Source organism: Noviherbaspirillum saxi (assembly GCF_003591035.1).
GTDB classification, from domain to species: domain Bacteria; phylum Pseudomonadota; class Gammaproteobacteria; order Burkholderiales; family Burkholderiaceae_D; genus Noviherbaspirillum; species Noviherbaspirillum saxi.
On record NZ_QYUO01000001.1, the window covers coordinates 1353995 to 1379395 of the forward strand.

A 25401-nucleotide genomic window follows, 5' to 3' on the forward strand; every position below is an offset into this window, starting at 1 on the left:
ATCGCCAGCGCCTGTCCGTTATGCTGCAATCGCTTCCGTGCCTGCCTCGTGTCGCAACTGACGATTCACTGCACTCAGCACGGCTTTGAACGAAGCGGTCACGATATTGCTATCGACGCCAACACCGAACAAGGTCGGGCCGTTGTCGACACGCAGCTCGATGTAACAGGCGGCGCGTGCATCCGCACCGGCTCCGATCGCATGTTCGTGATAATCCATGACGGTAATGTTCACGCCGAGCGCCTGTACGAAGGCATCGATCGGTCCGTTGCCTAAGCCCGCGACTGCCGCACGACGCCCATCCCGCTCGATGTCGGCCTTGATTTCGACGCGCTGCGTCGCGCCGGCTTCCTGCAACATCTGATGACCGTGATAGGCATAGGGCGTATCGAGACGCAGATACTCGTTCTCGAAAATCGCATGGATATCGCTTGCGCCTACCTCTCTGCCGCTGGCATCGGTGATGCGCTGGATCGCCCGGCTCAACTCGATCTGCAAGCGGCGCGGCAACTTGAAGCCGTATTCCTGTTCCAGCAGATAAGCCATTCCACCCTTGCCGGACTGGCTATTCACCCGTATCACTGCATCGTAGCTGCGGCCGACGTCGGCCGGATCGATAGGCAGATAGGGGACTTCCCAAATCTCGTCGGCTTTTTGCTGCGCAAAGCCCTTCTTGATCGCATCCTGATGCGAACCCGAAAACGCGGTGAAGACAAGATCGCCGACATACGGATGGCGCGGATGCACGGGCAGCTGGTTGCATTCTTCCACGCACTTGCGCACTTCATCGATGTCCGAAAAATCCAGGCCGGGATGGACGCCTTGCGTGTAGAGATTGAGTGCCAATGTCACCAGGTCGACATTGCCGGTACGTTCGCCGTTACCGAACAGGCAGCCTTCGACCCGGTCAGCGCCGGCCATCACCGCCTGTTCGGCCGACGCGACTGCGGTGCCACGGTCGTTATGCGGATGCACGCTCAACACGATCGCATCGCGCCGTGCGAGATGACGATGCATCCATTCGATCTGGTCCGCATAGACATTGGGCGTGCTGCACTCGACGGTGGAGGGGAGGTTGACGATCATCTTGCGCTCCGGCGTTGGCTGCCACACTTCCGACACTGCATCGCAGACTTCCGTCGCGAATTCAAGTTCGGCCATGCTGAAGGTCTCGGGCGAATACTGGAACACCCATTCGGTTTCCGGGCGTTCATCGGTCAATTGCTTGATCAGGCGGGTTCCCGAGACGGCGATTTCCTTTACCTCTTCACGCGACATGCCGAAAACAATGCGGCGGAACGAAGGACAAACTGCGTTGTAAAGATGAACGATCGCGCGACGCGCACCGGTCGCGGAATCCACGGTGCGGCGGATCAAATCCTCGCGCGACTGCGTGAGCACTTCTATCGTCACATCATCTGGAATATGGTTTTCTTCAATCAGCTTGCGTACGAAATCAAAGTCGGTTTGCGATGCCGACGGAAACGCGACTTCGATTTCCTTGATGCCGATCTTGACCAGCATCTCGAAAAAGCGCAGCTTGCGCTCGGGATTCATCGGCTCGATCAGCGACTGGTTGCCGTCGCGCAGGTCGGTGCTCATCCAAATTGGCGGCGTCGTGATGGATTTGTCGGGCCACGTTCGATCGGTGAGTCGAACAGGAGGAAAGGCGTGATATTTCGCTGCCGGGTTTTTCAACATCATCTTGGTACCTCGTTATGAATGCGGAGTAGTACAGATAGAGGCCTTTGCAACGTCGGAGTATGACGCGGCAGAAGCCGAGAGATGTGGCGGATTGGCTGCCTGACTGCCACTAGCGCAAGGCCAGGCAACCGATCGGTAGCGGCAGAAGCGATAGCGCGCGTGCAAAGATCGTCGCGGCAATGAGTCTGCCTTGAATGAATGTCACGGGAATGCGCTTGAAATGCATGAGTTGTCGACCTTGGAGAACCTTAATGTCGCAATCGGTAGAGATTGCGGGTACAGCACACAACAGCAGGGGGAGGTATCAGCGTGCCAGGCGTAGTCGCGCTAGCGCTAGCAGGGAATCTGCTAGTAGCGATAGGGACAGGAGTTGTGCGTGTGCGGTCAACATGCATCGAATGTAAAAGATGAGGCTGACCGCTGTCAAGCGAAAGCTTCGATAGATATCCAGCTTATATCCAGCTTCACTGCGTGGCCACGCGGGCATTCATTCCAGTTCAAGTTCGTAATGGAAGAATTTGCGGTCCCGGACGTATCCTTGCGACTCATACAATTTTTGCGCAGGATTATCGTGTGCGGTCGAAAGCGCCAGCCGCTTTGCGCCGGTCCGCACCGCATGTTCCCTTGCCGCATCGAGAAGCATCTTGCCTACACCACGGCCACGCGCAGTTGCAGCGACAAACAGGTCATTGAGGATCCAGATACGTCGCGCGCTTACCGAAGAAAACGATGGATACAGTTGGGTAAAGCCAAGCGCCTTGCCCTCATGGTCTTGGGCGATAAAGATCACGGATTCGTTCAACGCAAGACGCTCGGCAATGAATGTCCGGGCAGCAGCCGGATCCGTGGTCTTGCCATAGAAGCAGCGGTAGCCGTCGAACAGCGGAACAATTGTCTCCAGATCGGCTAACACAGCTTGCCGGACAGATATTGCAATCGAGCGAGGCGCAGGAGTCTCCGAGGTTTCAGATATGCGGTTGGTATGCATGGCAGGGTTCCGAATGAAATACTTGCTAAAGTAGCATAATTAATACGGCCTGCAAGAGCGCTGGCATTTCCTTGCAAGCGCGCCAATAATACTAATCGATTTACCCTTGCGAGCCGCTTCCTCCAATGAATGCTTCCTTTCGAACCGCATCTCCGTCGGAACTTGCTGCAGCGCTGCAGCAGGCGCACCGCGATACGCTTGCCTTGTTCGATGCGTTTGCATCCGTTGGCCTGGACGATGCGGCTCGGGTGCCGGTGCGAAGCGAACTTAATCCGCCGCTTTGGGAATTGGGACATATCGCCTGGTTTGCCGAGTGGTATGTATTGCGTGACGCGCAATCGAGCGACCCGGTCGCCGCACAGCGCACGTGCATGCTGACCAAGGGCGATGACTGGTTCGATGCGAATACCGTGCCGCACCGTGCACGTTGGAAACTGGAGTTGCCGCGTCCGGGCGGACTCAAGACCTATAGTCATGAAGTGCTTGACCGTGTACTCGACAGGCTGGCGCACACAGGAAAGGACGATAAGGAGCTTTATCCATTTCGCCTCGTACTGGCCTACGAAGACATGCGTGGAGAAGCCATGATGCAGGCCCTGCAGACACTGGGCGTAGGCATGCCGCCGCAATTGGCGGAGCAGATGACGCCGACCTGGGCGCAAGGTGAAATCCGTTTTCCTGGCGGCACGATACAGCTTGGGAGCGCACGTCGCACCGGCTTCGTATTTGATAATGAAAAATGGGCGCATGCCTGCCATGTGCCCGGTTTTACGATGGATTCGACCCTGGTCACGAATGCGCAGTACGGTGAGTTTGTCGCCGATGGCGGTTATCAGACGCCGAACTTCTGGACTGCAAGCGGGCAGGCATGGTTGATGGCCAGGGATCGTTCTGCGCCGCGCGACTGGCTGTCTGACGGAAGACGATGGCTCTGTCACCGCTTCGGTCGCGAAATGGTATTGCCGGCCAATGAACCGGTACGGCATCTCAGTCTGTACGAAGCGCAGGCTTACTGCATGTGGGCAGGCCGGCGCTTGCCGACAGAACCCGAATGGGAGTACGCCGCATTGTCCGCGCATCCGGCATTGCGATGGGGGGACTTGTGGGAGTGGACCTGCTCGCCGTTCGAGCCGTATCCGGGTTTCGTGACCGACGCCTACCGTGAATATTCGCAGCCGCACTTCATGACGCATCAGGTGCTACGCGGCGCATCGTTCGCAACGCGTGTGCGCCAGCGGTCCGCAAAGTTTCGACAGTTCAGCCTGCCTGAGCGCGACGATCTGTTTGCCGGCTTTCGGACCTGTACGTTGTAGCTGCTTAAGCGGCTTCAGTCGTTAAAGACATGGAAGGCGCAAAGTCGATTTGCAAAAGAAAACGGCCACGCGGTTTCCCGGTGGCCGTTTTAATCTTGACGAGCGCAATGATGCGTTCGTCAGTCAGCTTGACTCAGCAATCGATCAGTGATCGCCGAACGTGCGGCGGTTGCCGCTGTTGTCGCCAAAGCGCGAGCCCTTGTTGAAGCCGCCGCCTTCCTTGCGCGGAGCGCCCGGCTTGCTGAAGGTGCGCTGACCTGGCTTGCTGTTGCTGCGGTTATCGCCCGGCTTCCAGCCGCCCGGCTTGCGTGCGCTGCGCGGTGGCGATGCTGTCTTCTTCGGCTCGAAACCTTCGATGATATCGACCGGGATCAACTGCTTGGTAAAGCGCTCGATACGCTTGATGTTGATGTTTTCGGCGTGGTTCACCAGCGAGATCGCCAGACCGTTGCGGCCTGCACGGCCGGTACGGCCGATGCGGTGCACATAGTCTTCCGGAAACTTAGGCAAGTCGTAGTTCACCACGTGAGTAATGCCGGGTACATCGATACCGCGTGCCGCCACATCGGTTGCCACCAGTACACGTACCTGACCGCGACGCAATGCGTCAAGGGTGCGGTTACGCGCGCCCTGGTGCATGTCGCCATGCAGTGCGGCAGCCGCGAAGCCGGCAATGTTCAAACGGTCGGCAATGGTGTCCGCATCGCGCTTGGTTGCGGTGAATACCACAGCCTGATCGAGCGTCGTATCGCGCAGCAGGTGATCGAGCAGGCGATTCTTGTGCGACAGGTCGTCGACGAAGTGCACGCGCTGCTGGATGTTTTCATGCTTGTTGCCGGCGCTGGCGATCTGGATCACCATCGGTTCGCGTGTGATGCGCTTGGCCATGTTGCCGACGACGCCATCCAGCGTGGCCGAGAACAGCATGGTCTGGCGTGTTTCCGGTGTGGCTGCAACGATCTTTTCGATGTCTTCGATGAAGCCCATGTCCAGCATGCGATCGGCTTCGTCCAGCACCAGAATTTCCAGTTGCGAGAAGTTGATTTTGCCGGATTCCATATGGTCGATCAGACGGCCCGGTGTCGCCACCAGGATCTCGGGATTCTTGGCCAGCAACTGCATCTGCTTCGGATAGGGCATGCCGCCCAGAATCGATACGGCACGTACGCGGCGCAGGTTCGCGCCGTATTTGGTGGTTGCGTTCGTTACTTGCAATGCGAGTTCACGTGTCGGCGTCAGTACCAGCATCTTGGGCTGGGCCGGCTGGAAGCGGGGACGATCGCCACGGGCACGGGCCGCCTGGCGTTCCTGGTTCGCGGTTTTTGCGCCTGACTGTGGCTGCTCTTCTGCCAGCGCGAACTTGTTCAGCGCTGGCAGCATGAACGCTGCAGTCTTGCCCGAACCCGTCTGCGACGACACCATCAGGTCGCGGCCTTGCAGCGCTGCAGGAACGGCCTGCTCCTGAACCGTAGTGGGTTTGGTATAGCCAGCTTCTGTCAGTGCTTTGAGAATAGACGTGTTCAGACCTAGTGCTTCAAAAGTCATTGTGGTTCTTTCTTAAAAATCAACGCCGCGACCACGAACGGTACGGATCTGCGAGCGTATTGAAAAGGCAACGCCAACCAACGAAACAGCTGAGAAATGTTCTGAGAAATTTCGGCACAAAAGCTTTGCGCCAGGACGGTGTCTGTTAAGGCGACACCAGGGGCGGGAGGGCTTTATCGTTTATTGCTAAAGGGTTGCGATGCTGCGAAGTGCTCGTCTGTTGCGATGCACCGGGACGCATTATACAGACGAATGCATCCCGCTGCCCGACTATTTTTTGCACTGCAAAACGCATGGAGCAACGACTACTGTCATTCGGCTGCCGGTTCGGCGATACCTCCGACCACATGCGAGAAGCCGCCATCGACATAGGTGATTTCACCGGTGATGCCGCCGGCGAGGTCCGACAGCAGGAAGGCTGCGGTGTTGCCGACGTCTTCGATCGTGACATTGCGACGCAAGGGCGCGTGGGTCTTCACGAAGTTGAGAATCTTGCCAAAGTCCTTGATGCCGCTGGCTGCCAGCGTCTTGATCGGGCCGGCCGAGATGCCGTTGACGCGCACGCCTTTTTGACCAAGCGATTCGGCCAGATAGCGCACACTGGCTTCGAGCGATGCCTTGGCCAGCCCCATCGTGTTGTAGTTGGGAAGAGCGCGGATGGAGCCGAGATAACTCAGTGTCAGCAGGGCGGAATTCTGGCTCAGCAAGGGCAGGGCGGCCTTGGCCATTGCGGGAAAGCTGTAGGCCGAAATGTCATGGGCAATGCGGAAGTTTTCGCGGGACAGGCCGTCGAGGAAATCGCCAGCGATGGCTTCGCGCGGAGCGAAGCCGATGGCGTGCACGAGCCCGTCCAGCTGATTCCAGGATTTGCCCAGGTCTGCGAATACCGCATTGATCTGCTCATCGCTGCCCACGTCGCAATCGAATATCAGCTCGCTGTCGAACTCCTTCGCGAATTCCGTGATACGGTCCTTGAAGCGGTCTCCCACATAGGTAAAGGCCAGCTCGGCGCCTTCACGCTTGCAGGCCTGCGCGATGCCGTAAGCGATGGAGCGGTTGGACAACAGGCCGGTGATCAGAATTTTTTTGCCTTGCAGGAATGCCATAGATGACTCCAGATGAATTGGTCGTATTTTACGCTTTCCGGCTAAAGCATCGCCGCGAAAGCCGGCCGGAGCGGCCCTGATTCAATGAATTGGGCAAGATTGTAGGGAGAGTTGATGATGTGGGCAACTTTTCATGTGGAGCGGGGATATGGCAAAAATCAAGTTTCCGGGGCATTTCCCGTGATACAACAAGGAAATCCCCTTAACAGAAGGCAAGTTTGTTGAAATACGGGCAAAACAGGCACCATCTGAGTTCCCTTTCTGTAAAATAGCCCGACTTCCGGGCCGGGCTGCCAGATCGCATCTATCCGCACCTTTCATTCAGGCGAATGCGTACTTTCCTCTACTCCCTTCTGTTTCTCTTCGTTCTTCCCCATAGCGGCGACGCGCTTGCCGCCCATGCTTTTTCCCTCTATGACACGCCGAAGTATCCTGCGGGATTCAAGCACTTCGAATACGTGAATCCCGAGGCGCCGCGCGGCGGGGAGCTTTATCTTGCCAATCCGGACCGTCGTACCAGCTTCGACAAGTTCAATCCGTTTTCGATGAAGGGCGTCGCCGCCGCCGGGGTGTCGAACCTGATGTTCGAAACGCTGGCGACCGGGTCGTCGGACGAGGTGGCGACGATGTACGGCTTGCTGGCCGAAGACATGGAGCTTGCCCCCGATCGCATGTCCATGACCTTCCGGTTGAATTCGAAGGCGAAGTTCAATAACGGCGATCCGGTCACGGCCGCCGACGTCAAGCATTCCTATGACATGCTGGTCTCGAAGGGGGCGCCGCAATTCAAGTCCATCTTTGCCGATGTGAAGGAATGCGTGACCGTCGACGAGCGCACGGTGCGCTTCGACTTCAAGGCGCTCAACCGCGAGTTGCCGCTGATCGTCGGCGGCGTGCCGGTCTTTTCGAAGAAATGGGGCGCGAACACATCGTTCGACAAGATCCAGCTTGAAGCGCCGATCGGCACCGGTCCTTATCTGATCGAACGCTACGATGTCGGACGTTCCATCATCTACAAGCGCAATCCCGACTATTGGGGCAACGAGGTGGCGGCGCGCAAGGGCATGTTCAATTTCGGCCGCATCATCTATCGGTTTTACAAGGACGATGTCGCCCGGCTGGAAGCATTCAAGGCCGGCGAATTCGACGTGGTGGTCGAGTACAGCGCCAAGAACTGGGCGCGCAGTTACATCGGTCCCAAGTTTACCAGCGGAGAGATCGTCAAGCGCGAGCTCAAGCATTCCAATGCCGCCGGCATGCAGGGCTTCGTGATGAATCTGCGCCGCGCGCAATTTCAGGACATCCGGGTACGCAAGGCACTCGGGCTTGCACTCGACTACGAATGGATGAACCGCCAGCTTTTCTATAACCAGTACAAACGCATTTACTCTTACTTCAACAACAGCGATCTGGCTGCGGTCGGCTCGCCTTCGGAAGAGGAGCTCAAATTGCTGGAGCCGATGCGCGCTCAGATCGATCCGCTCGCATTCGGACCCGCTCCGGTGCAGCCGCGCACTGATTCGCCTTCGTCGCTGCGCGCCAATCTGTTGCAGGCGCTCGCCTTGTTCAAGGAAGCAGGCTGGGAATATCGTGACGGTGCGCTGCGCAACAGCAAGGGTGAGCAATTCGCCTTTGAAATTCTCGACGACCAATCGGCCTTGTCGCGCGTCATCAGCGTATACGTGCGCAATCTGCAAAAGCTGGGAATACGTGTCAACCAGCGCACCGCCGACTATGCGCTCGTGCAGAAAAGGATGGAAGAGTTCGATTTCGACATGACCAGCATCCGCTTTCCGGACACGACCAGCCCCGGCAACGAATTGTTCGACATGTTCAGTTCCAAGGCGGCCGATGAAAAGGGTTCCAACAATGCCTGGGGCCTGAAGGATCCCGTGGTCGACAAGCTGGTGGCCAATCTGGTTGCAGCCGACTCGCGCAAGGAGCTGATAGGCGCGGCGCGCGCGCTGGATCGTGTCCTGCTGCACAAATACATCGTCGTGCCGCACTGGTTTTCGTCGACGCATAGAGTTGCCTATCGCAGCCGCTTCGGCATTCCTGAAACGATGCCCCTGTACTATGCGGCCGATCCCTATGTGATATCCAGCTGGTGGCAAGTCAAGCCGAGGTAAGCGATGAATATCTGGTCCTATATTGCCAAGCGCATTTTGCTGATGATCCCGACACTGCTCGGCGTCATTGCCATCACTTTCGCCGTCATCCAGTTCGTGCCCGGCGGTCCGGTCGAACAGGCCTTGATGGAATTGAAGAAAGGACAGGTCGGTGCCGGTGAAGCAGGCGGAGGCGGAGCCTCCGAATACCGCGGCCGCCAGGGCATCGATGCGGAGCGGGTAAAGGAAATCCAGGCGCTCTACGGTTTCGACAAGCCGCCGCTGGAGCGCTTTGCACAGATGCTGAAAGGCTTCGCCACCTTTGACCTTGGCAACAGCTTCTATCACCACAAGGATGTCTGGGATCTGGTCAAGTCCAAGCTGCCGGTGTCGATCAGTCTGGGCTTGTGGACTTTCTTCCTGACCTACTTCATTTCTCTGCCGCTCGGCATTGCCAAGGCGGTACGCGAGGGCAGCCGTTTCGATGTCGCGTCCAGCATCGCCGTGTTGATCGGCTATTCGATTCCCGGTTTCGTGCTGGGGGTGTTCCTGCTGGTGATGTTTGGCGGCGGCAGCTTCGTGCAATGGTTTCCGCTGCGCGGGCTGACTTCCGACAATTGGGAACAGCTGTCGTGGTTCGGCAAGGTGACCGATTACCTGTGGCACATTGCCTTGCCGGTCACGGCATCGGTTGCCGGCTCGTTTGCCGTGATGACCATGCTGACCAAGAACACTTTCCTCGAAGAGATACGCAAGCAATATGTACTCACTGCACGTGCCAAAGGCTTGAATGAAAACACCGTGCTATACAAGCATGTCTTCCGCAATGCACTGATTCCGCTGGTGACCGGCTTTCCGGCCGCATTCATCGGCGCATTCTTCGCGGGTAGCCTGCTGATAGAAACCTTGTTTTCGCTCGACGGCCTCGGACTGCTGTCGTACGAATCGGTGATACGCCGCGACTATCCAGTCGTCATGGGTACGCTCTACCTGTTCACGCTGATCGGCCTTGTCGTCAAACTGCTGGGAGACCTGTGTTATGTGTGGGCTGATCCGCGCGTGCAATTCGAAAGCCTGAGCCGATGAATCCAAGCAAACCGACCACATCGATTTCACCGGGAAAGCGCGTCTGGCTGCGCTTCAAGCAAAACCGTCGGGGCTACTGGAGCCTGATCCTGTTCTGCATTCTGTTCGGCATCAGCCTGCTGGGGGAGGTTGTCTCCAACGACAAGCCGCTGATCGTGCGTTACAACGGTCAGATCATGTTTCCCATCGTGACCACGTATTCGGAAAAAGCCTTTGGCGGCGACTTCGATTCGCCGGCCGATTACCTTGATCCCTTCATCGAGGATCAATTCCGGAAGGACGGCAACTGGGCGATCTATCCGCTCAATCGCTACCGTTTCGATACCCTGAATTACTTTGCCAAATCACCCAATCCCGCGCCGCCATCGGCGGATAACTGGCTGGGTACGGACGACCGCGGGCGCGACGTGTTTGCCCGCTTGCTATACGGTTTCCGGGTATCGGTGCTGTTCGGCATGGCGTTGACCATTACGGGAGTCATACTCGGCCTGGTCACCGGTGCGATTCAGGGTTACTTTGCTGGCAAGACGGACCTGTTCTTCCAGCGCTTCATGGAAATCTGGGGTTCGATGCCCGAGCTTTATCTGCTCATCATCTTCGCTTCCATTTTCGAGCCGGGGCTGGGGCTGCTGCTGATCCTGCTTTCCTTATTCGGATGGATGGGATTGTCCGACTATGTACGGGCCGATTTTCTGCGCAACCGCAACCTGGAATATGTGCAGGCGGCGCGCGCACTCGGTTTGTCGAACGGCCAGATCATCTGGCGACATGTACTGCCCAACAGCATGACGCCTGTCGTCACCTTTTTGCCTTTCCGCATGAGCGCTGCCGTTCTGGCATTGACCAGTCTCGATTTTCTGGGGCTGGGTGTGCCGCCGTCGACGCCCAGCCTTGGCGAATTACTCGCTCAGGGAAAGAACAATCTCGACGCCTGGTGGATCGCCGTGTCGACCTTTGTGGTGCTCACCATGACCCTGCTGCTGTTGACCAATATCGGCGATGCCTTGCGCAATGCCCTCGACGTGCGGAGGAAGGCATGAGCCTGCTCGACGTACAGAACCTGCGTGTCGGATTCGGCCCGGCCACGGTCGTCAACGATGTCAGCTTCAGCATCGCCCCCGGCGAAAAATTTGCGCTGGTGGGCGAGTCCGGTTCGGGAAAAACGGTCACATCGCTATCCATCCTCAGGCTGAATCATGATGCCGACTATGGCGGCCGTATCCGGTTTGAAGGCGAAGATCTGTTGCAAAAACCCGAGCGCACCATGCGTGCGGTACGCGGCAAGGATATCGCGATGATTTTCCAGGAGCCGATGACCGCGCTCAATCCGCTGTTCACCATCGGTAACCAGATCGCCGAAGTGCTCATGCTGCATGAAGGCATCAGCGCCAAGCTTGCCGCGCAGCGCACCGTGGAGTTGCTGGACAAGACCGGTATACCGGAGCCGCAGCGTAGGGCGCTCGCATTCCCTCACCAACTGTCCGGCGGCCAGCGCCAGCGTGCGATGATCGCCATGGCGCTCGCCTGCAAGCCCAAGCTGTTGATTGCCGACGAGCCGACCACGGCGCTCGACGTGACGATACAGGTACAGATTCTGGAGCTGCTGAACCAGTTGCAGCGTGAAGAGAACATGGCGGTGCTGATGATCACGCACGACCTGAATCTTGTGCGGCATTTCGCCAATCGTGTCGGCGTAATGGAAAAGGGACGTTTGGTAGAGACTGCAACGACCACCGAGCTCTTTGCCAATCCGCGCGAAGAATATACTCGCAAGCTGCTTGCCAGCCATCCCACACGTATCGTCGACGATGTACGTGATGACATGATGCCGATGCTTGCGACCGACAGCCTGCGCTGCACCTTCTCGATCAAGCGCGGCATGTTCAAGAAAGTGCCGTTCGTGGCGGTCGACGGCGTCGAGGTGCAACTCAAGCCGCACGAGACGCTCGGCATCGTCGGGGAATCGGGTTCAGGCAAATCCACGTTGGGGATGGCGCTTGTACGCCTGTCCACCGCCGCCGTCAGCGGCCGCATTTCCTTCGTCGGCCATCCGATCAGCGAAATGACGAGTTCGCAGTTGCGTCCGTTGCGGGCGAAGATGCAGGTGGTTTTCCAGGATCCGTTTGCGTCGCTTTCGCCGCGCAGGACGATCGAGCAGATCGTGGGCGAAGGTTTGGCATTGCATCAGCCGCAATTGGGAAGGGATGGCTTGCGTGCAGCGGTCGCGAATGCGTTGACCGAAGTCGGTCTGGTACCGGAAATGATGTCCCGCTATCCGCACGAGTTTTCAGGCGGGCAGCGTCAGCGTATTGCGATTGCCAGGGCACTGGTCCTGAAACCGGAACTGATCCTGCTCGATGAGCCGACATCGTCGCTCGATGTCTCGGTGCAGCAGCAAGTGCTGCTGTTGCTTGCCGAATTACAGCGCAAATATGGGATTGCCTATGTATTCATCAGCCATGATCTTGCCGTCATACGTGCAATGGCGCATCGCGTGATGGTGATGAAGGACGGGAAGGTGGTTGAGAGCGGCGCGACGGATGAGGTGTTGTCGCGACCGAAGGAGATGTATACCAAGCGTCTGCTTGCTGCTGCTACGTACTCGACGCTGGAGTGATGGTGGGGGCTTCCCCGCATGGCTATCCGAATACCGCTACGTTATTAGTTTACGCTGCATGGCTCCTTCCCCCCCTTGCAGGGCTATGCTATGCACAGATCTTTGCAATACATTGGATTGCTTGCATGCGGGTCATGGCCTATCAGGCATGCCACCTGCTCTCCCCCGTCATGCCCGAGAAATCGGGTATCCATACCGAGCCTGCACTTCAGCGACAACTATTCACGTAGCTGCCTTGTTCTATCGGCTGATCGATTCCCACTTTTGTGGGAATGACGAGGAGAAGCAGGGACGTGCATCAAACGCAAACAGGGGACGTAGGCAGCACGACCACCCACCCATACCCGCCTGCGAACGCATGTTGCAAAGATCTGTGCATAGCATCGCCCTAGAAGGGGGAGTGAGTCCGACAGCGACGGTCTTTTGGCGCAGAGAGTACTAGCTCTTGCTCTTCTTGTTGTTCGTCGCCGCAGTCTTCTTCGCCGGAGCGGGCGCTGCCTTGCGATAGGTGGGAGCAGGTTTTGCAGCCTGGCGGGTCGGTGCCGGAGCAGCCTTGCGCACCGCCGCTGGCGCCGGACGGAAAGGCACATTCAACTGGAGACTCGCGCCGGCATTGACCTTGTCCTGCTTCAGATTATTCCATTGCTTGATCTGCTCGACCGTCACGCGATTGCGCTGGGCGATTGATTCGAGTGAATCTTTCTTTCCTACCTTGATGTAGACACGCCGCGTATCCGGCACATCGGGTGCCGTGATCATTGTTGCCGTGTCGACCAGCTCGGGAGCGATGTCATGTTCCGGGCCATGGTCGGATTTCGGAACAAGCACGGTCGAGCCGGCTTTCAGCAAGGTTCGCGGCGGAATATTGTTCGCTTCGCGGATCACTTCCGGTGTCGTGCCGAATCGTGATGCGATGGTCTCGATCCGCTCTTTCGCGCCGGTGACCTTGTGCGCGGTCCACGACGACAGGGCACGACCCCATTTGCCTAAGTTGGCCTTGAATTTTTCAGCGTTGCTTTGCGGCAGAAGGATCTTGGTGTCCGAACTGCCCGCGATCACCGGGCGGTTGAATTGCGGATTGAGCGCCTTGAATTCGTCGATCGACAGCTCGGCCAGTTGTGCCGCGACCTTGATATCGATGTCGCGCGTCTTGCCGATGGTGACGAAGTAGGGCTGGTTGTCGACCTTGGGCAAGGTAATGCCGAAATCGGCGGGCGCGGCAATGATATTTTTTACCGCCTGCAGCTTGGGAACATAGTTCTTGGTTTCCAGCGGCATGTACTGCGACAGGCTGTTGAAGTCGGTTCCCTGGCCGGCGGCGCGTGCCTTGTTGATGGCACGCTGTACCGAACCTTCGCCCCAGTTGTAGGCGGCCAGCGCGAGTTGCCAGTCGCCGAACATGCCGTACAGTCTTTCGAGATAGGTGAGGGCGGCGTCGGTCGAGGCGAGCACATTGCGGCGCTCATCCTTGAACATGCTCTGCGTCAGGTTGAAGTCGCGCCCGGTCGAAGGAATAAACTGCCACATGCCCGACGCATGCGCGGAGGAATATGCCTGCGGATTGAATGCAGACTCGATGAAAGGCAGCAGGGCCAGCTCGGTCGGCATGTTGCGCTTTTCAAGTTCCTGCACTACATGGAACAGGTAGCGCGATGCACGCGTGGTGGTACGCTGGATATAATCCGGCCGTGTGCTGTACCACTGGGTCTGGCTGACCACAAGCGGGTTGTCGAGATTGGGAATGCCGAAGCCCTTGCGGATCCGGGCCCATACATCGATCTCTTCCATTGCCAGCACTTGGGCCAGCGGGTCGTTCGGATCGTAGGCCCGCTCCATCGCGGATACCTGCGACCAGTTGTAGAGTGGAAGGGATAAATCTGCTGCCTGAGTGGCGATCGGGCCGCCGAGGAGGAGAAGCGCTGTAAATGGATATATTCTTCTTTTCAGCGGATGCATATTTCCTCGCTTGCAATGGGTGTTCGGGCCAAACCTGCGCCCGGCTTAATCGACGGAGTTTACGTAATGGTGTTTTCCTGCGTCAAGATTTATCGCGCTTCAATAGCAAAAAGATAACTGCCCAGCGTGTTTCAACGGTAGGAATTTTTCCATTGCCTTAAGGCAGCAAACACGGCGATTGGTTCCCTACTAGAAACATATCCTGCATCCATCAACCGATCCGCGATCACCGGCTCGCGGTAACGCAGAAATGGATTTGTTTCTTTTTCGATTGCAATGGTCGACGGTACGGTGGGCTCGCCAATATCCCGTCTGGCTTTCTCGCGCGCGATGCGTGCGGTCAATGCGGTATTGCCTGGTTCGACTTCCTGCGCAAAACGCAGGTTGGACAAGGTGTATTCATGTGCACAATACAGCTTGACGTTGTCCGGCAGAGCCGCAAGTTTTTCGAGCGACTCCACCATTTGCGCCGGCGTGCCTTCAAACAACCGGCCGCATCCGCCTGCGAACAGCGTATCTCCGCAGAACAGCCATGACTGCTCCGGCGAGTAGTAGGCGATGTGCCCACTGGTATGACCGGGAACATCGATCACCTCGAACCTGAGATCCAGGCCGGGGACCGAAATTGTATCTCCCTGTTGCAAAGGATAGGTCATTCCGGCAATCGCTTCTTGACGCGGGCCAAAAACCGGTACGTTAAAGCGCTCCAGCAATTGCGGTACGCCGCCGACATGGTCAGCATGATGATGTGTCAGTAGAATAGCGGCAAGGGAGAGCCCCTGTGCGGCAAGGGTATCGAGGATCGGCGTGGCGTCGCCTGGGTCGACCACTGCGGCGCGAATGCCATCGTGAATCAGCCACAGATAGTTGTCCTGGAACGCGGGAACAGTCAATACACTTAACATACGATGGATCACCGGTTACCTGAAAAGGCCATTATAGCCCTCGGTCCGTGGCTGGAGACCCCGGTGGGTAGCTACGTCCGCGCCTGGCAGCAGGAAAGCCTGGACATGTTGACCGCGGATATCTTCGGCTTCAATGCCATGCAGGTCGGCTTGCCGCAGATAAATGCCCTTCAGGCCAATCGCATGCCCAACAAATGGCTGACCGATACCCATCTTCCCAAGGACGGCGACGGCAATGACTCTTCCCGTATCGTCGTCGTGCATGACTTCGCTGAGCTGCCCTTTGCATCGCAAAGTCTGGATCTGGTCGTGCTGCCGCATGTACTCGAATTCGCGGAAGAACCGCACCAGGTCTTGCGCGAAGTCGAGCGGGTATTGATCCCGGAAGGGCAGGTCGTGATTTGCGGTTTCAATCCGGCAAGCCTGTGGGGCTTGCGCCAGGTCACCGGCCGCCTGACCGGCAAGCATTTTCTGCCGCAGAACGGTGAATTCATCAGCCTGCCGCGCCTGAAAGACTGGCTGAAGCTGCTCAATATGGAAGTCAATCGCGGACATTTCGGCTGCTATGCACCGCCTTGCATGACCGAAAAATGGCTGACCCGGTTTGATTTCATGGAAGAGGCGGGCGAAAGATGGTGGCCTTATCTTGGCGCCGTCTATATCGTGCAGGCCATCAAACGCGTGCGAGGCATGCGTCTTATCGGACCGGCATGGACCAAAAAGCCGGCGCATGCGCGCCAAGGCGTGCCGGTCGCCAATCGAATTCAAAAACACAAGTAGAACATGGAAAAAGTAGAGATTTACACCGACGGCGCCTGCAAGGGAAACCCGGGGCTCGGCGGATGGGGAGCCTTGCTGATCGCGGGAAGCCACAAGAAGGAAATGTTCGGCGGCGAGCAGAATACGACCAACAACCGCATGGAGCTCAAGGCGGTCATCGAAGCGCTGTCTGCGCTCAATCGTCCCTGCGACGTGATTGTGCATACCGACAGCCAGTATGTGCAGAAAGGCATCAGCGAATGGATACATGGCTGGAAGGCACGCGGCTGGAAAACCGCTGCCAAGGCGCCCGTCAAGAACGTTGATTTGTGGCAGGCGCTTGACGCCGCGCGCGCAACGCATACGATTGAATGGAGGTGGGTGAAAGGGCATGCGGGGCATGAAGGCAACGAGCGCGCGGACGTGCTGGCAAATATGGGCGTTGCTTCCGTGTCGTAACTGTTTCAATATGCTACAGTCGTTCGTTGGCAATATTTGTCATACGTCAAAGCAGGAAGTGTGACAAATGTGCCTGAAGTTGCCTGTTGCCTTACCAGAGGCTGCCACAAGTGCAAATGAGCAAGCGGCTCGGCATCATGGATCCGACTGCGGACAGGGCGAATGGCGATAGCGCAGATTGGCGCTATCGTGTTACTGCAAAGACAAGAGTAAATGAATACCCGCAGACTACTTTATCCCGTTATCGCCGCCGTCGGGATCACGGCACTTGGCGCATATGCCTATCTTGAACAGCGCAAGCCGCATTCGGCGACAGAACAAAGCGGGACATCGTCTGCGGACAGGAACAATAATGGGGGGGCCGCAAGCGTGGCGCCAGGCGCTCCGGCGGCAGTCGATGTCGCCAAGGTTGTCACGGTTCCCCTGGTCGATGACCTGAATGCCGTTGGCAGCATCCGCTCCAACGAGTCGGTTGTCATTCGACCGGAAGTGGCGGGGCGGATTACCCGCCTCAATTTCGACGACGGACAGCAGGTCAGGAAAGGCCAGGTACTGGTCGCCTTCGATTCGACCGTCAACCAGGCCGAGGTGTTGCAAGCCAAGGCTGAACTCGGCATTGCCAAAGCCAACTTCGAGCGCAATGCCGACCTTGCCAAGCAAAACTTCATTTCCGACCGCGCCCGCGACGAATCGCAGGCCAATGTCCAGGTACTGCAGGCAAAGCTTGCACTCGCGGAAGCCAAGCTTTCCAAACTGGAAATCAAGGCGCCGTTTTCCGGCATCGTCGGCATACGCACCGTCAGCGTCGGCGATTACGTCAAGGATGGCGCCGACCTCGTCAATCTGGAAGACATTTCCAGCGTCAAGGTGGATTTCCGCGTGCCCGAGCGTTATGCAGATCTCGTGCAAAAAGGGCAGGCTATCGAGGTCACCGTCGATGCCTTGCCCGGCAAACCCTTCAAGGCGCGCGTCGACGCCATCGATCCGCAGGTGGACAGCACCGGCCGTTCTGCACTGTTGCGCGGCCGTATCGAAAATCCTGAAGGCAGGCTCAAGCCCGGCATGTTTGCGCGTGTGCGCCTCATTCTGGCCGAACGCGACAATGCGCTGATGATTCCGGAAGAAGCGATCGTACCGCAGGCCGGCAAGGTAACTGTCTGGAAGCTGGTTGACGGCAAGGCAGTGCGTACCGAGGTCAAGACCGGACTGCGGCGTGCGGCCAAGGTCGAAATCCTTGAAGGCCTGTCGGCCGGCGATACTGTGATAACGGCTGGACAGATTCGCCTGTCAAAAGACGGCACTGCGGTGAAAATTGCGCAAGCCAACGGTCAAACCAATGGCGTTGCCGTCGAGCCGGCCAGTCAGGCGGCACGCCCGGCTGACGATCTGGTGCCGGCCAAGCGCTGAGCGGAGCAAACATGGTCTTATCCGACATTTGTATTCGCCGCCCGGTCTTTGCGACCGTGATGTCGCTCATCATCGTGCTGATCGGCCTTGTATGCTACAAGCGGCTGGCGGTACGCGAATATCCGAAAATCGATGAACCTGTAGTCACGGTCCAAACCCAATATCCCGGTGCCAGTTCCGAGATCGTTGAGTCGCAGGTGACCAAGCCGATGGAAGATTCGATCGCCGGTATCGACGGCATCGATGTGCTGACCTCGATTTCACGCGCCGAGCAAAGCCAGATCACGGTGCGGTTCCGACTGGAGAAGGACCCCGACTCCGGCGCCAATGATGTGCGCGACCGGGTATCGCGAGTCCGCTCCAAACTGCCTCAATCCATAGAAGAACCGGTGATCGCCAAGGTGGAAGCGGATGCCAGTCCCATCATGTGGCTGTCGTTCTCAAGCGAGAACATGTCGGCGCTCGATCTTACCGACATCGCAAACCGCATCGTCAAGCCCAGGTTGCAATTGCTGCCCGGCGCGGCCGACGTGCGCATCAGCGGCGAACGCAAATATGCGATGCGGATCTGGCTCAATCGCGACAAGCTGGCTTCTTATCGCCTGACGCCTGCCGATGTCGAAGATGCATTGCGCAAGCAAAACATTGAAGTACCCGCCGGCCGCATCGAGTCGCGGCAACGCGAATTTTCCGTGGTATCGCAAACCGATCTCGCGACCCCGGCCGAGTTCGAAAATATTATCGTGCGCTCCGTCAACGGCTATGCAGTGCGCATGCGCGACGTTGCCCGCGTCGAAGTCGGGCCGGCGCTCGAGCGTTCCTCGGTACGCTTCAACAAGAAGAATGCCGTATCGCTCGGCGTCATTCGCCAGGCCACCGCCAACCCGCTTGAACTGGCGGGCTACGTCAAGGCCGAATTGCCGAAGTTGAATGAAGAACTGGCGCCGCAGGGTGTAAGGGTCGATATCTCGGTCGACAATACCTTGTTCATCGATCGTTCCATCAATTCCGTCTACAAGACTATTGGCGAAGCCGTGGTTCTGGTGGCGATTGTCATCTTCGTTTTCCTGCGTTCCTTCCGTGCCGCGATCATTCCGCTGGTAACAATCCCGGTCTCGCTGATCGGCGCGTTTGCGGTCATGTCGATGGCCGGCTTCAGTATCAATACGCTGACCCTGCTTGCGCTGGTGCTGGCGATCGGTCTAGTGGTGGACGATGCGATCGTGGTGCTGGAAAACATTTACCGGCACATTGAAAATGGGATGAAACCCTTCGATGCGGCAATCAGGGGCGCAAAGGAAATCGGCTTTGCCGTCGTTGCCATGACGCTGACGCTTGCCGCCGTGTATGCGCCGGTAGCGTTTACTCCCGGTCGGACCGGTCGGCTGTTTGTCGAGTTTGCATTGACGCTGGCCGGCGCCGTCATCGTGTCAGGCCTGATCGCGCTGACACTGTCGCCTATGATGTGTTCGGTGCTGCTGCGGCACCAGGAGCGCCACGGCGTGCTGTACCGGGTGATCGAAAACGGCTTGAACGCCATCACCAATGGATATCGGCGGGGGTTGACGGCCAGTCTGTCCAGCCGCTGGCTGGTGGTGCTGGCTTATCTGGTCGTGATCGGCGGTCTCGCATGGCTCGGCACCACGCTGAAGAAGGAACTGGCGCCGGTCGAAGATCGTGGCACGATCTTTACTTCGCTGACCGGTCCCGATGGCGCGTCGCTCCAATACACTGAAAAATACGCCAATCGCCTGGAAAAAATCGCCGACGAAACCAAGGAAATCGATCGCATTTTCATCATCGCGGGCAATCCGACGGTGGAGCGAGGCATCGCGATTTTCCGTACCGTCGACTGGTCGCAACGCGATCGTTCGACGCTGGACATGATCAAGGAAATGCAGCCGAAAATGGCGGGCGTGCCCGGCGTGCTGGCGTCGCCGAATGCGCCGCCATCGCTCGGCCAGTCGATTCGCGAGCGCCCGGTTAATCTGGTGGTGATGACCAATGCCTCCTACGAGGATTTGCAGGGCGTCGTGCAGCGCATTGTCACGGAAGCCAGCAAGAATCCGGGCCTGGTCAATATCGATACCGACCTGCGCCTGAACAAGCCGCAAGTCAATGTGGAAGTCGACCGCGACAAGGCTGCGGATGCCGGAGTGCAGATCGAGACTGTCGGCCGGACGCTGGAAACCATGCTGGGTGGACGCAATGTCACGCGCTTCAAGAAGGGCGGCGACCAGTACGATGTCATCGTGCAAATTCAGAATGGCGAACGCGATGCGCCGGATGACATCAACAATATCTTTGTGCGCGGTACCGGCAAGAACGGTGCACCCGACCAGATGATTCCGCTGTCGAGCCTGTTGAAGGTCCGCGAAACCGTCGCGCCGCGCGAACTCAACCACTTCGGCCAGCGCCGCGCGGTCGTCATTTCAGCCAACCTTGCCAACGGCTACACCCAGGGCGAGGCGATCGACTTCATGGAAGAAACCGCCAAGGCCATCATCAAGCCCGGCTATGCGACCGACTTGTCCGGTTCGTCGCGCGAGTTCCGTGCCGCCAGCGGCAGCCTCGCGCTGACCTTCGTACTGGCGCTGGCGTTCATCTATCTGGTGCTCGCCGCGCAATTCGAAAGCTTCATCGACCCCTTCGTCATCATGCTGACCGTGCCGCTCTCGATGGCGGGCGCATTGGCTGCGCTGAAGTGGACCGGTGGCACCTTGAACGTGTACAGCCAGATCGGCCTGATCACGCTGGTCGGGTTGATTACCAAGCACGGCATCCTGATTGTGGAATTCACCAATCAGTTGCGTGAAGAAGGCAAGCCCATGCACGAAGCCATCGTTGAAGCCGCCGTACTACGCCTGCGCCCGATTCTGATGACAACCGGCGCCATGGTGCTCGGCGCCATGCCGCTCGCTCTGGCGACCGGCGCCGGTGCGGAATCGCGCATCCAGATCGGCTGGGTGATCGTTGGCGGCATGAGCTTCGGCACCATCCTTACCCTGTTTGTCGTACCGACCTTTTATACTTTCCTTGCACGCAAGAAGGAACATCAGCCAATTCCGGTTGACCCCGTTGCTGCTCCCGTTGTTACAACTCACTAAACATGCGACAAATCGTACTTGATACTGAAACCACTGGCCTGAACCCGCGTTCGGGCGACCGCATCATCGAAGTCGGATGTGTGGAAATCGTCAATCGCCGCCTGACCGGCAATAATTTTCATGCCTACATCAATCCCGAGCGCGATTCGGAAGAGGGCGCGCTCGCGGTGCACGGATTGACCACCGAGTTTTTGAGCGACAAACCGAAGTTCGCCGAAATCGCCAATGAATTGCGCGATTATGTGCGCGACGCGGAAATCATTATTCACAATGCGCCTTTCGATCTTGCCTTTCTCGATGCCGAGTTCGACCGCATGGGGTTCCCGCGCTTTGCCACGCATGTGGCGAAGGTGACCGATACGCTGGTGCAGGCGAAGGAAATGCATCCGGGCAAGCGCAATTCGCTCGATGCCCTGTGCGACCGCTACGGCATTTCGAATGCGCATCGTGCTCTGCACGGCGCGTTGCTGGACGCGGAGTTACTGGCGGAAGTCTATCTTGCGATGACGCGTGGTCAGAACAGTCTGACGATCGATCTTGCGGTTGAAGCGGCTGCCTCCGACGGCAGTCAGCTGATCGAAGCTGTGTCGGTGGCGGAAATGCTCATCGTGCGCGCCAGCGATGACGAACTGATCGAGCATGAAGCCTTGCTCGATCGACTGGATAAGGAAGCCAAGGGCAAATGCGTCTGGCGGACAGAGCCGGTGACGGCAGTCAACTGAATCGATGCGAGGTTCGCGGTTTTTTACTTTTCAACGAACTGCTCACTCAGGACATAAGGATCTCGCATTGCGCTATTGAATCGAGTCGCGGATTATTGACTTGCCATGAAACGGCAAATTGATTCGGCAAGGCATTTATGCCATAATGCCGACCTCCCGGACAGTTAGCTCAGGGGTAGAGCACCGCCTTCACACGGCGGGGGTCACTGGTTCAATCCCAGTACTGTCCACCAGAATAAAGTAAGAAAATCAAGCGCTTACAAAAAGAAGGCCGACTCCCCGAAGTCGGCTTTTTCGTTTGTGGACTTGCTGTGGACTTATCTCGCGCGAAACAAATCTTCCTCGGGAAGGTGCCTTAAACCGCCATCACCCGGTACGGGTTCAGTAGCTGCGCGAATCGACGATTCGTGCAAATAGAATTCGCCATTCTCTGACGATACGCCTCGGACATCGTATAGATCGCTCACCAGCAGAAGTGCGGCCGACTTGACCAGGGCAGGCGCCTCGCCATCGGCGTACGTCACTCCCGTATAGTTTTCGACGTGGGCTTTGGCGGTCGCAATCATTGCGGTGATTTCGTCGTTGGCATAATCGCCACCATATCCGAATATGGGCTTTTGCTTCTTCCCGAGTAATCATTCTTTATCCTTCGTTGTCAGTGCCGGTTACGCACTGCGATGCCCATCGAAAGGGTGTTAAGCCAGTTTAGCGTCGCAAGGTTTGCCGTTTGGATGCCGCTGGTCGCCAAGACGCCAGTAGGCTCATTGGCGCCGCCGCCTTTAATCAGGTGGTGTCGATCGCCTTTGCCAGCATGAAGCGCAAATCGTCGGTCACCAGGCGTTCAGCATCCGGGGACGATTTTCGCCCGCAGCAATTTTCCCGAGCAGCTTCTTGGCCTCTTCGCGAGCGTCACTGACTGTTGTAGTGGGAAAGTTCTTATCTTATTAAGTGAATAACGGGCTTGCTTGTTGTCCTTGCCCGTGTAGCCGATAGCGGCCGTCCCTTATCTTTAAGCACTACCGGACGGTGACTTTCTATGCCAACGCCTGTTCGGAAGCTTCTGCTCGCCGGATATCCCGACGAAGTGCGACGGGTGGTGAGAGATGGGCGGTATCATACAAAGCGCGGCAAGCACTCCGTGGATTAAGCGCTTCCAGAAGCCTACTGTTCGCAAAGGTCCCGTTGCAGCGAGTCCAGTAACGCTTTAATTTCAAAGATTAGAAAATCGGAAAAATGTTGCATATCAACTCCAATTGATCGTTGGAAACTTGTTCGACACCTGACGCGATGCCAGATCGGCCTGCATTGTTAACATTGTTAATATTGCGTCTTCATCCATGTTCCTATTGGCGGGACTTTGTCGTCCCGTAGCCGGAAACGGTTGGCGGGTTTTTCTTATTCGACGTGACACACTCGAGCCGTTCAACTTAAATGGTGAGAAGCGCTTCCTGCATGGCGAGCCGTTCAACTTAAATCACCCGTCGATCACACGCATTGCGCCCCACCCGACAGGCAAAAAAATACGGCGCTCAATAGAGCTTGCGAATCAACTCCTCCGCCTGCGCCCATTCGCCAAATCCGGCGGCCGGATTAATATGTCCCACCGCCCCAACATTCACAAGCTCGCTTCCCCAATCTGCAGCCAACTGGCTTACACGCTCAAAGCTGCCAAGCGGATCGTTGGTGCTGGCGGCGACGATGCTGCGGAAAGGCAGAGGCGTGCGCGGCAGCGGTAGCCAGCCGTTTTCGCGGATCGCATCCGGCGTCGGATAGCCGGCCGGCATGGGCGATTCGAGGTCAGCCGGTGCGGCCAGCACGGCACCGTGGATCGGGCGCTTGTATTTTTGTGCCCAGTGAACGGTGATCATCACGCCGGCGCTGTGCGCGACCAGGATGACCGGACCTTCGATTTTGGACAATTCGTGTTCGAGCGCTTCGACGCGCGCGTCGCGGCTCAGCTTGTCGTGTTCCAGCGGCGGGACCGAGAGCGCATTGGACAGTTTCTTTTCCAGGATCGTTTGCCAATGTTCTTCGACGTGGTCGCGCAGGCCGGGAACGAAGAGGATGGTAGGTGAAGATGTCATGGTCATAAAAGACTAATTATCAAAAATGGTTCAATCAGGCCTTTTGCGCTTGAATGCGCTGCAGGTCTTTCGCGTAATGACGCCGGCCGATTCCGAAAGCGACCGCGGCGCCGAGAGCAAACAGAGGAACGATTTCCAATGCGCCCAGCAGGCCGACGCGGTCGGCAATCACGCCGGTCACGAAGGGGCCGGGCGCAAGTCCCAGCATGTTGTTGGCCAGGGTCAGCGTGGCAAACGCGGATGCATGCACCGACGGGTGAATCAGGTTTGCGACCATTGCGCCTGCCGGACCGGTCGTTCCGGCGACCAGCAGCATGCCGGCGCCGATCATGACCAGCTGTGCCGTGCCCGCAGGCAACTGAAACGCGATCAGCAGACACAGAGATGAAATGCAACAGTAGGTAATTGCGATCGTCCATTTTCGGATCGCGGCGGTGCGGCTGAGGCGATCGGTGAGCATGCCGCAGAGCACCATGCCGAGCGCGCCGATCAGAATGAAAGCGGCAGCGCCGACGCCGGCCTTGTCGGTGGGCATACCGTAGTAGCGGTTCAGGAAGCTGGGCATCCAGGCAATCATCGCTGCCATGATGAACAGCTGCAGACCGCTGCCGACGTAGGCCATGATCACCGATGTCGACGAGAACAGCTCGGCGGCGAGCGCGCGCAGCTTGAGCGGCGAGGCCGCATCGCCATTTTGCGTTTGCTCATCGCTACCGTAAGGCCGCAGCTTGTGCTCGGCGACAATCAGTCGATACAGCACCACCAGCACGAAGCCAAAGAGCGCCATCGTGCCGAACGACCAGCGCCAGCCGAAATGCGTGGCGACGACACCGCCCAGTGCCATGCCGAGAACTGCGCCGACGGCGCCGCCCGCCATGAAGGCCGCACTCAGGGTCGAGCGCAGATGTGCCGGGAAAATGCTTATGATCAGCGCAATGCCGACGCTGCCATAGGCCGCCTCGCCAACGCCGACGAAAAAGCGCGCCGCGAACATCTGGTTGTAATTTTCCGCGATCGCGCATGCGAGCGTCGCGAGGCTCCAGAGTGCCGCCATCAACACGATGCTCTTGACGCGTCCCCAGCGATCCGCGAGGACGGAAAGAGGGAAGGTCAGCAGGCCGACCAGCAGCGCGACGATGCCGCTGAGCGATCCGAGTTGCGTGTCCGAAAGCTGCCACTCTGCCTTCAGTATCGGGAAAACTGCATTCAGAACCTGCCGCGACATATAGTCCGACAGCAGCAAGCCGAAAGTCAGGGCGAAGACGATCCAGGCATAGGTGCGCGGTACTGAATGGGCGGAGGCCGCGACTTCTTGTCCTTCGCTTGCGATATAGATTGCCAAATTTGTCTCCTCCTGAGAGGTTGCCGCAGCGTCACTGGCGAATGTGCCGCTGCAAAGAAATCGCCGCCCGGGATGAGCGCATCCATGCGCTCATCCCGGGCGGGAAGATGAAACTGCGTGCGACTAGGATACGCCGCGCCACCGATTACCTTATCGGTGCGCAGCAGTACGCACCCTACGTCGGGCGCCCCTA

The 25401-nt window shown here is 57.8% G+C and carries 19 protein-coding genes and 1 tRNA gene; 11 read left to right on the top strand and 9 right to left on the bottom strand.

What is annotated here, in order from left to right; genetic code table 11:
• Window positions 1-18 precede the first annotated feature (18 nt).
• Together leuA and D3871_RS06410 are read right to left on the bottom strand one after the other, a co-directional pair.
• Window positions 19-1704, bottom strand: coding sequence for a 2-isopropylmalate synthase (leuA, locus tag D3871_RS06405; protein ID WP_119768126.1), 1686 nt, complete (start codon window positions 1702-1704; stop codon window positions 19-21).
• A 487-nt stretch (window positions 1705-2191) separates the two neighbouring features.
• Window positions 2192-2617, bottom strand: coding sequence for a GNAT family N-acetyltransferase (locus D3871_RS06410; RefSeq protein ID WP_233575532.1), 426 nt, complete (start codon window positions 2615-2617; stop codon window positions 2192-2194).
• A gap of 200 nt (window positions 2618-2817) precedes the next feature.
• On the opposite strand from D3871_RS06410, the gene senA reads away from it, so the two are divergent.
• On the top strand, window positions 2818-4005 hold the full coding sequence (senA, locus tag D3871_RS06415; protein WP_119768128.1) for a selenoneine synthase SenA: 1188 nt from the start codon (window positions 2818-2820) through the stop codon (window positions 4003-4005).
• 144 nt (window positions 4006-4149) lie between these two features.
• Here the strand turns inward: senA and D3871_RS06420 are convergent, their stop codons facing one another.
• Both D3871_RS06420 and fabI read right to left on the bottom strand, forming a co-directional pair.
• Window positions 4150-5550 (bottom strand): DEAD/DEAH box helicase, encoded by a 1401-nt coding sequence (locus D3871_RS06420; RefSeq protein WP_119768130.1) that lies wholly within the window; start codon window positions 5548-5550, stop codon window positions 4150-4152.
• A 311-nt stretch (window positions 5551-5861) separates the two neighbouring features.
• Window positions 5862-6656: an enoyl-ACP reductase FabI gene (fabI, locus tag D3871_RS06425; protein WP_119768132.1), complete on the bottom strand. Its 795-nt coding sequence runs from the start codon at window positions 6654-6656 to the stop codon at window positions 5862-5864.
• A gap of 329 nt (window positions 6657-6985) precedes the next feature.
• Here fabI and D3871_RS06430 point away from each other — a divergent pair, with 329 nt between their 5' ends.
• From D3871_RS06430 to D3871_RS06445, 4 genes are read left to right on the top strand one after another with little or no spacing between them, the layout of a single operon-like run.
• Window positions 6986-8785 (top strand): extracellular solute-binding protein, encoded by a 1800-nt coding sequence (locus D3871_RS06430; RefSeq protein WP_119768134.1) that lies wholly within the window; start codon window positions 6986-6988, stop codon window positions 8783-8785.
• Window positions 8786-8788: 3 nt separating this feature from the next.
• Window positions 8789-9850, top strand: coding sequence for a microcin C ABC transporter permease YejB (locus tag D3871_RS06435; RefSeq protein WP_119768135.1), 1062 nt, complete (start codon window positions 8789-8791; stop codon window positions 9848-9850).
• Complete coding sequence (locus tag D3871_RS06440; protein WP_119768137.1) at window positions 9847-10890, top strand: ABC transporter permease; 1044 nt, start codon at window positions 9847-9849, stop codon at window positions 10888-10890. Before D3871_RS06435 ends, D3871_RS06440 begins: the two co-directional genes overlap by 4 nt.
• On the top strand, window positions 10887-12467 hold the full coding sequence (locus D3871_RS06445) for an ABC transporter ATP-binding protein (RefSeq protein ID WP_119768138.1): 1581 nt from the start codon (window positions 10887-10889) through the stop codon (window positions 12465-12467). Before D3871_RS06440 ends, D3871_RS06445 begins: the two co-directional genes overlap by 4 nt.
• Window positions 12468-12905: 438 nt before the next feature.
• On the opposite strand, the gene D3871_RS06450 is transcribed toward D3871_RS06445, so the two are convergent.
• Window positions 12906-14423: a transglycosylase SLT domain-containing protein gene (locus tag D3871_RS06450; protein ID WP_119768140.1), complete on the bottom strand. Its 1518-nt coding sequence runs from the start codon at window positions 14421-14423 to the stop codon at window positions 12906-12908.
• A 131-nt stretch (window positions 14424-14554) separates the two neighbouring features.
• Window positions 14555-15328, bottom strand: a complete 774-nt coding sequence (gloB, locus tag D3871_RS06455) for a hydroxyacylglutathione hydrolase (protein WP_119768141.1) — start codon at window positions 15326-15328, stop codon at window positions 14555-14557.
• 3 nt (window positions 15329-15331) lie between these two features.
• Here gloB and D3871_RS06460 point away from each other — a divergent pair, with 3 nt between their 5' ends.
• The 6 genes from D3871_RS06460 (at window position 15332) to D3871_RS06485 (ending at window position 22015) form a co-directional block, all read left to right on the top strand.
• Window positions 15332-16108 (top strand): class I SAM-dependent methyltransferase, encoded by a 777-nt coding sequence (locus D3871_RS06460; RefSeq protein ID WP_119768142.1) that lies wholly within the window; start codon window positions 15332-15334, stop codon window positions 16106-16108.
• 3 nt (window positions 16109-16111) lie between these two features.
• Entirely contained in the window at window positions 16112-16546 is a 435-nt protein-coding gene (rnhA, locus tag D3871_RS06465) for a ribonuclease HI (protein ID WP_119768143.1), read from the top strand.
• 213 nt (window positions 16547-16759) lie between these two features.
• Complete coding sequence (locus D3871_RS06470; protein WP_119768145.1) at window positions 16760-17953, top strand: efflux RND transporter periplasmic adaptor subunit; 1194 nt, start codon at window positions 16760-16762, stop codon at window positions 17951-17953.
• 11 nt (window positions 17954-17964) lie between these two features.
• A complete protein-coding gene (locus D3871_RS06475) occupies window positions 17965-21060 on the top strand; it encodes an efflux RND transporter permease subunit (protein WP_119768146.1) in 3096 nt (1031 codons plus the stop codon).
• A gap of 2 nt (window positions 21061-21062) precedes the next feature.
• The gene (gene dnaQ / locus D3871_RS06480) at window positions 21063-21782 is read left to right on the top strand and encodes a DNA polymerase III subunit epsilon (protein WP_119768148.1); all 720 of its coding nucleotides are present in this window, start codon (window positions 21063-21065) and stop codon (window positions 21780-21782) included.
• Window positions 21783-21940: 158 nt separating this feature from the next.
• Window positions 21941-22015: transfer RNA gene (locus tag D3871_RS06485), tRNA-Val, on the top strand.
• Window positions 22016-22099: 84 nt separating this feature from the next.
• Here the strand turns inward: D3871_RS06485 and D3871_RS06490 are convergent.
• The 3 genes from D3871_RS06490 to D3871_RS06500 form a co-directional block, all read right to left on the bottom strand.
• Window positions 22100-22393, bottom strand: coding sequence for a head-tail connector protein (locus D3871_RS06490; RefSeq protein ID WP_274381747.1), 294 nt, complete (start codon window positions 22391-22393; stop codon window positions 22100-22102).
• Between the two features lie 918 nt (window positions 22394-23311).
• Window positions 23312-23872 (bottom strand): RBBP9/YdeN family alpha/beta hydrolase, encoded by a 561-nt coding sequence (locus tag D3871_RS06495; protein WP_119768150.1) that lies wholly within the window; start codon window positions 23870-23872, stop codon window positions 23312-23314.
• Window positions 23873-23900: 28 nt separating this feature from the next.
• Window positions 23901-25202, bottom strand: a complete 1302-nt coding sequence (locus D3871_RS06500) for an MFS transporter (RefSeq protein ID WP_233575644.1) — start codon at window positions 25200-25202, stop codon at window positions 23901-23903.
• Between the last annotated feature and the right edge of the window lie 199 nt (window positions 25203-25401).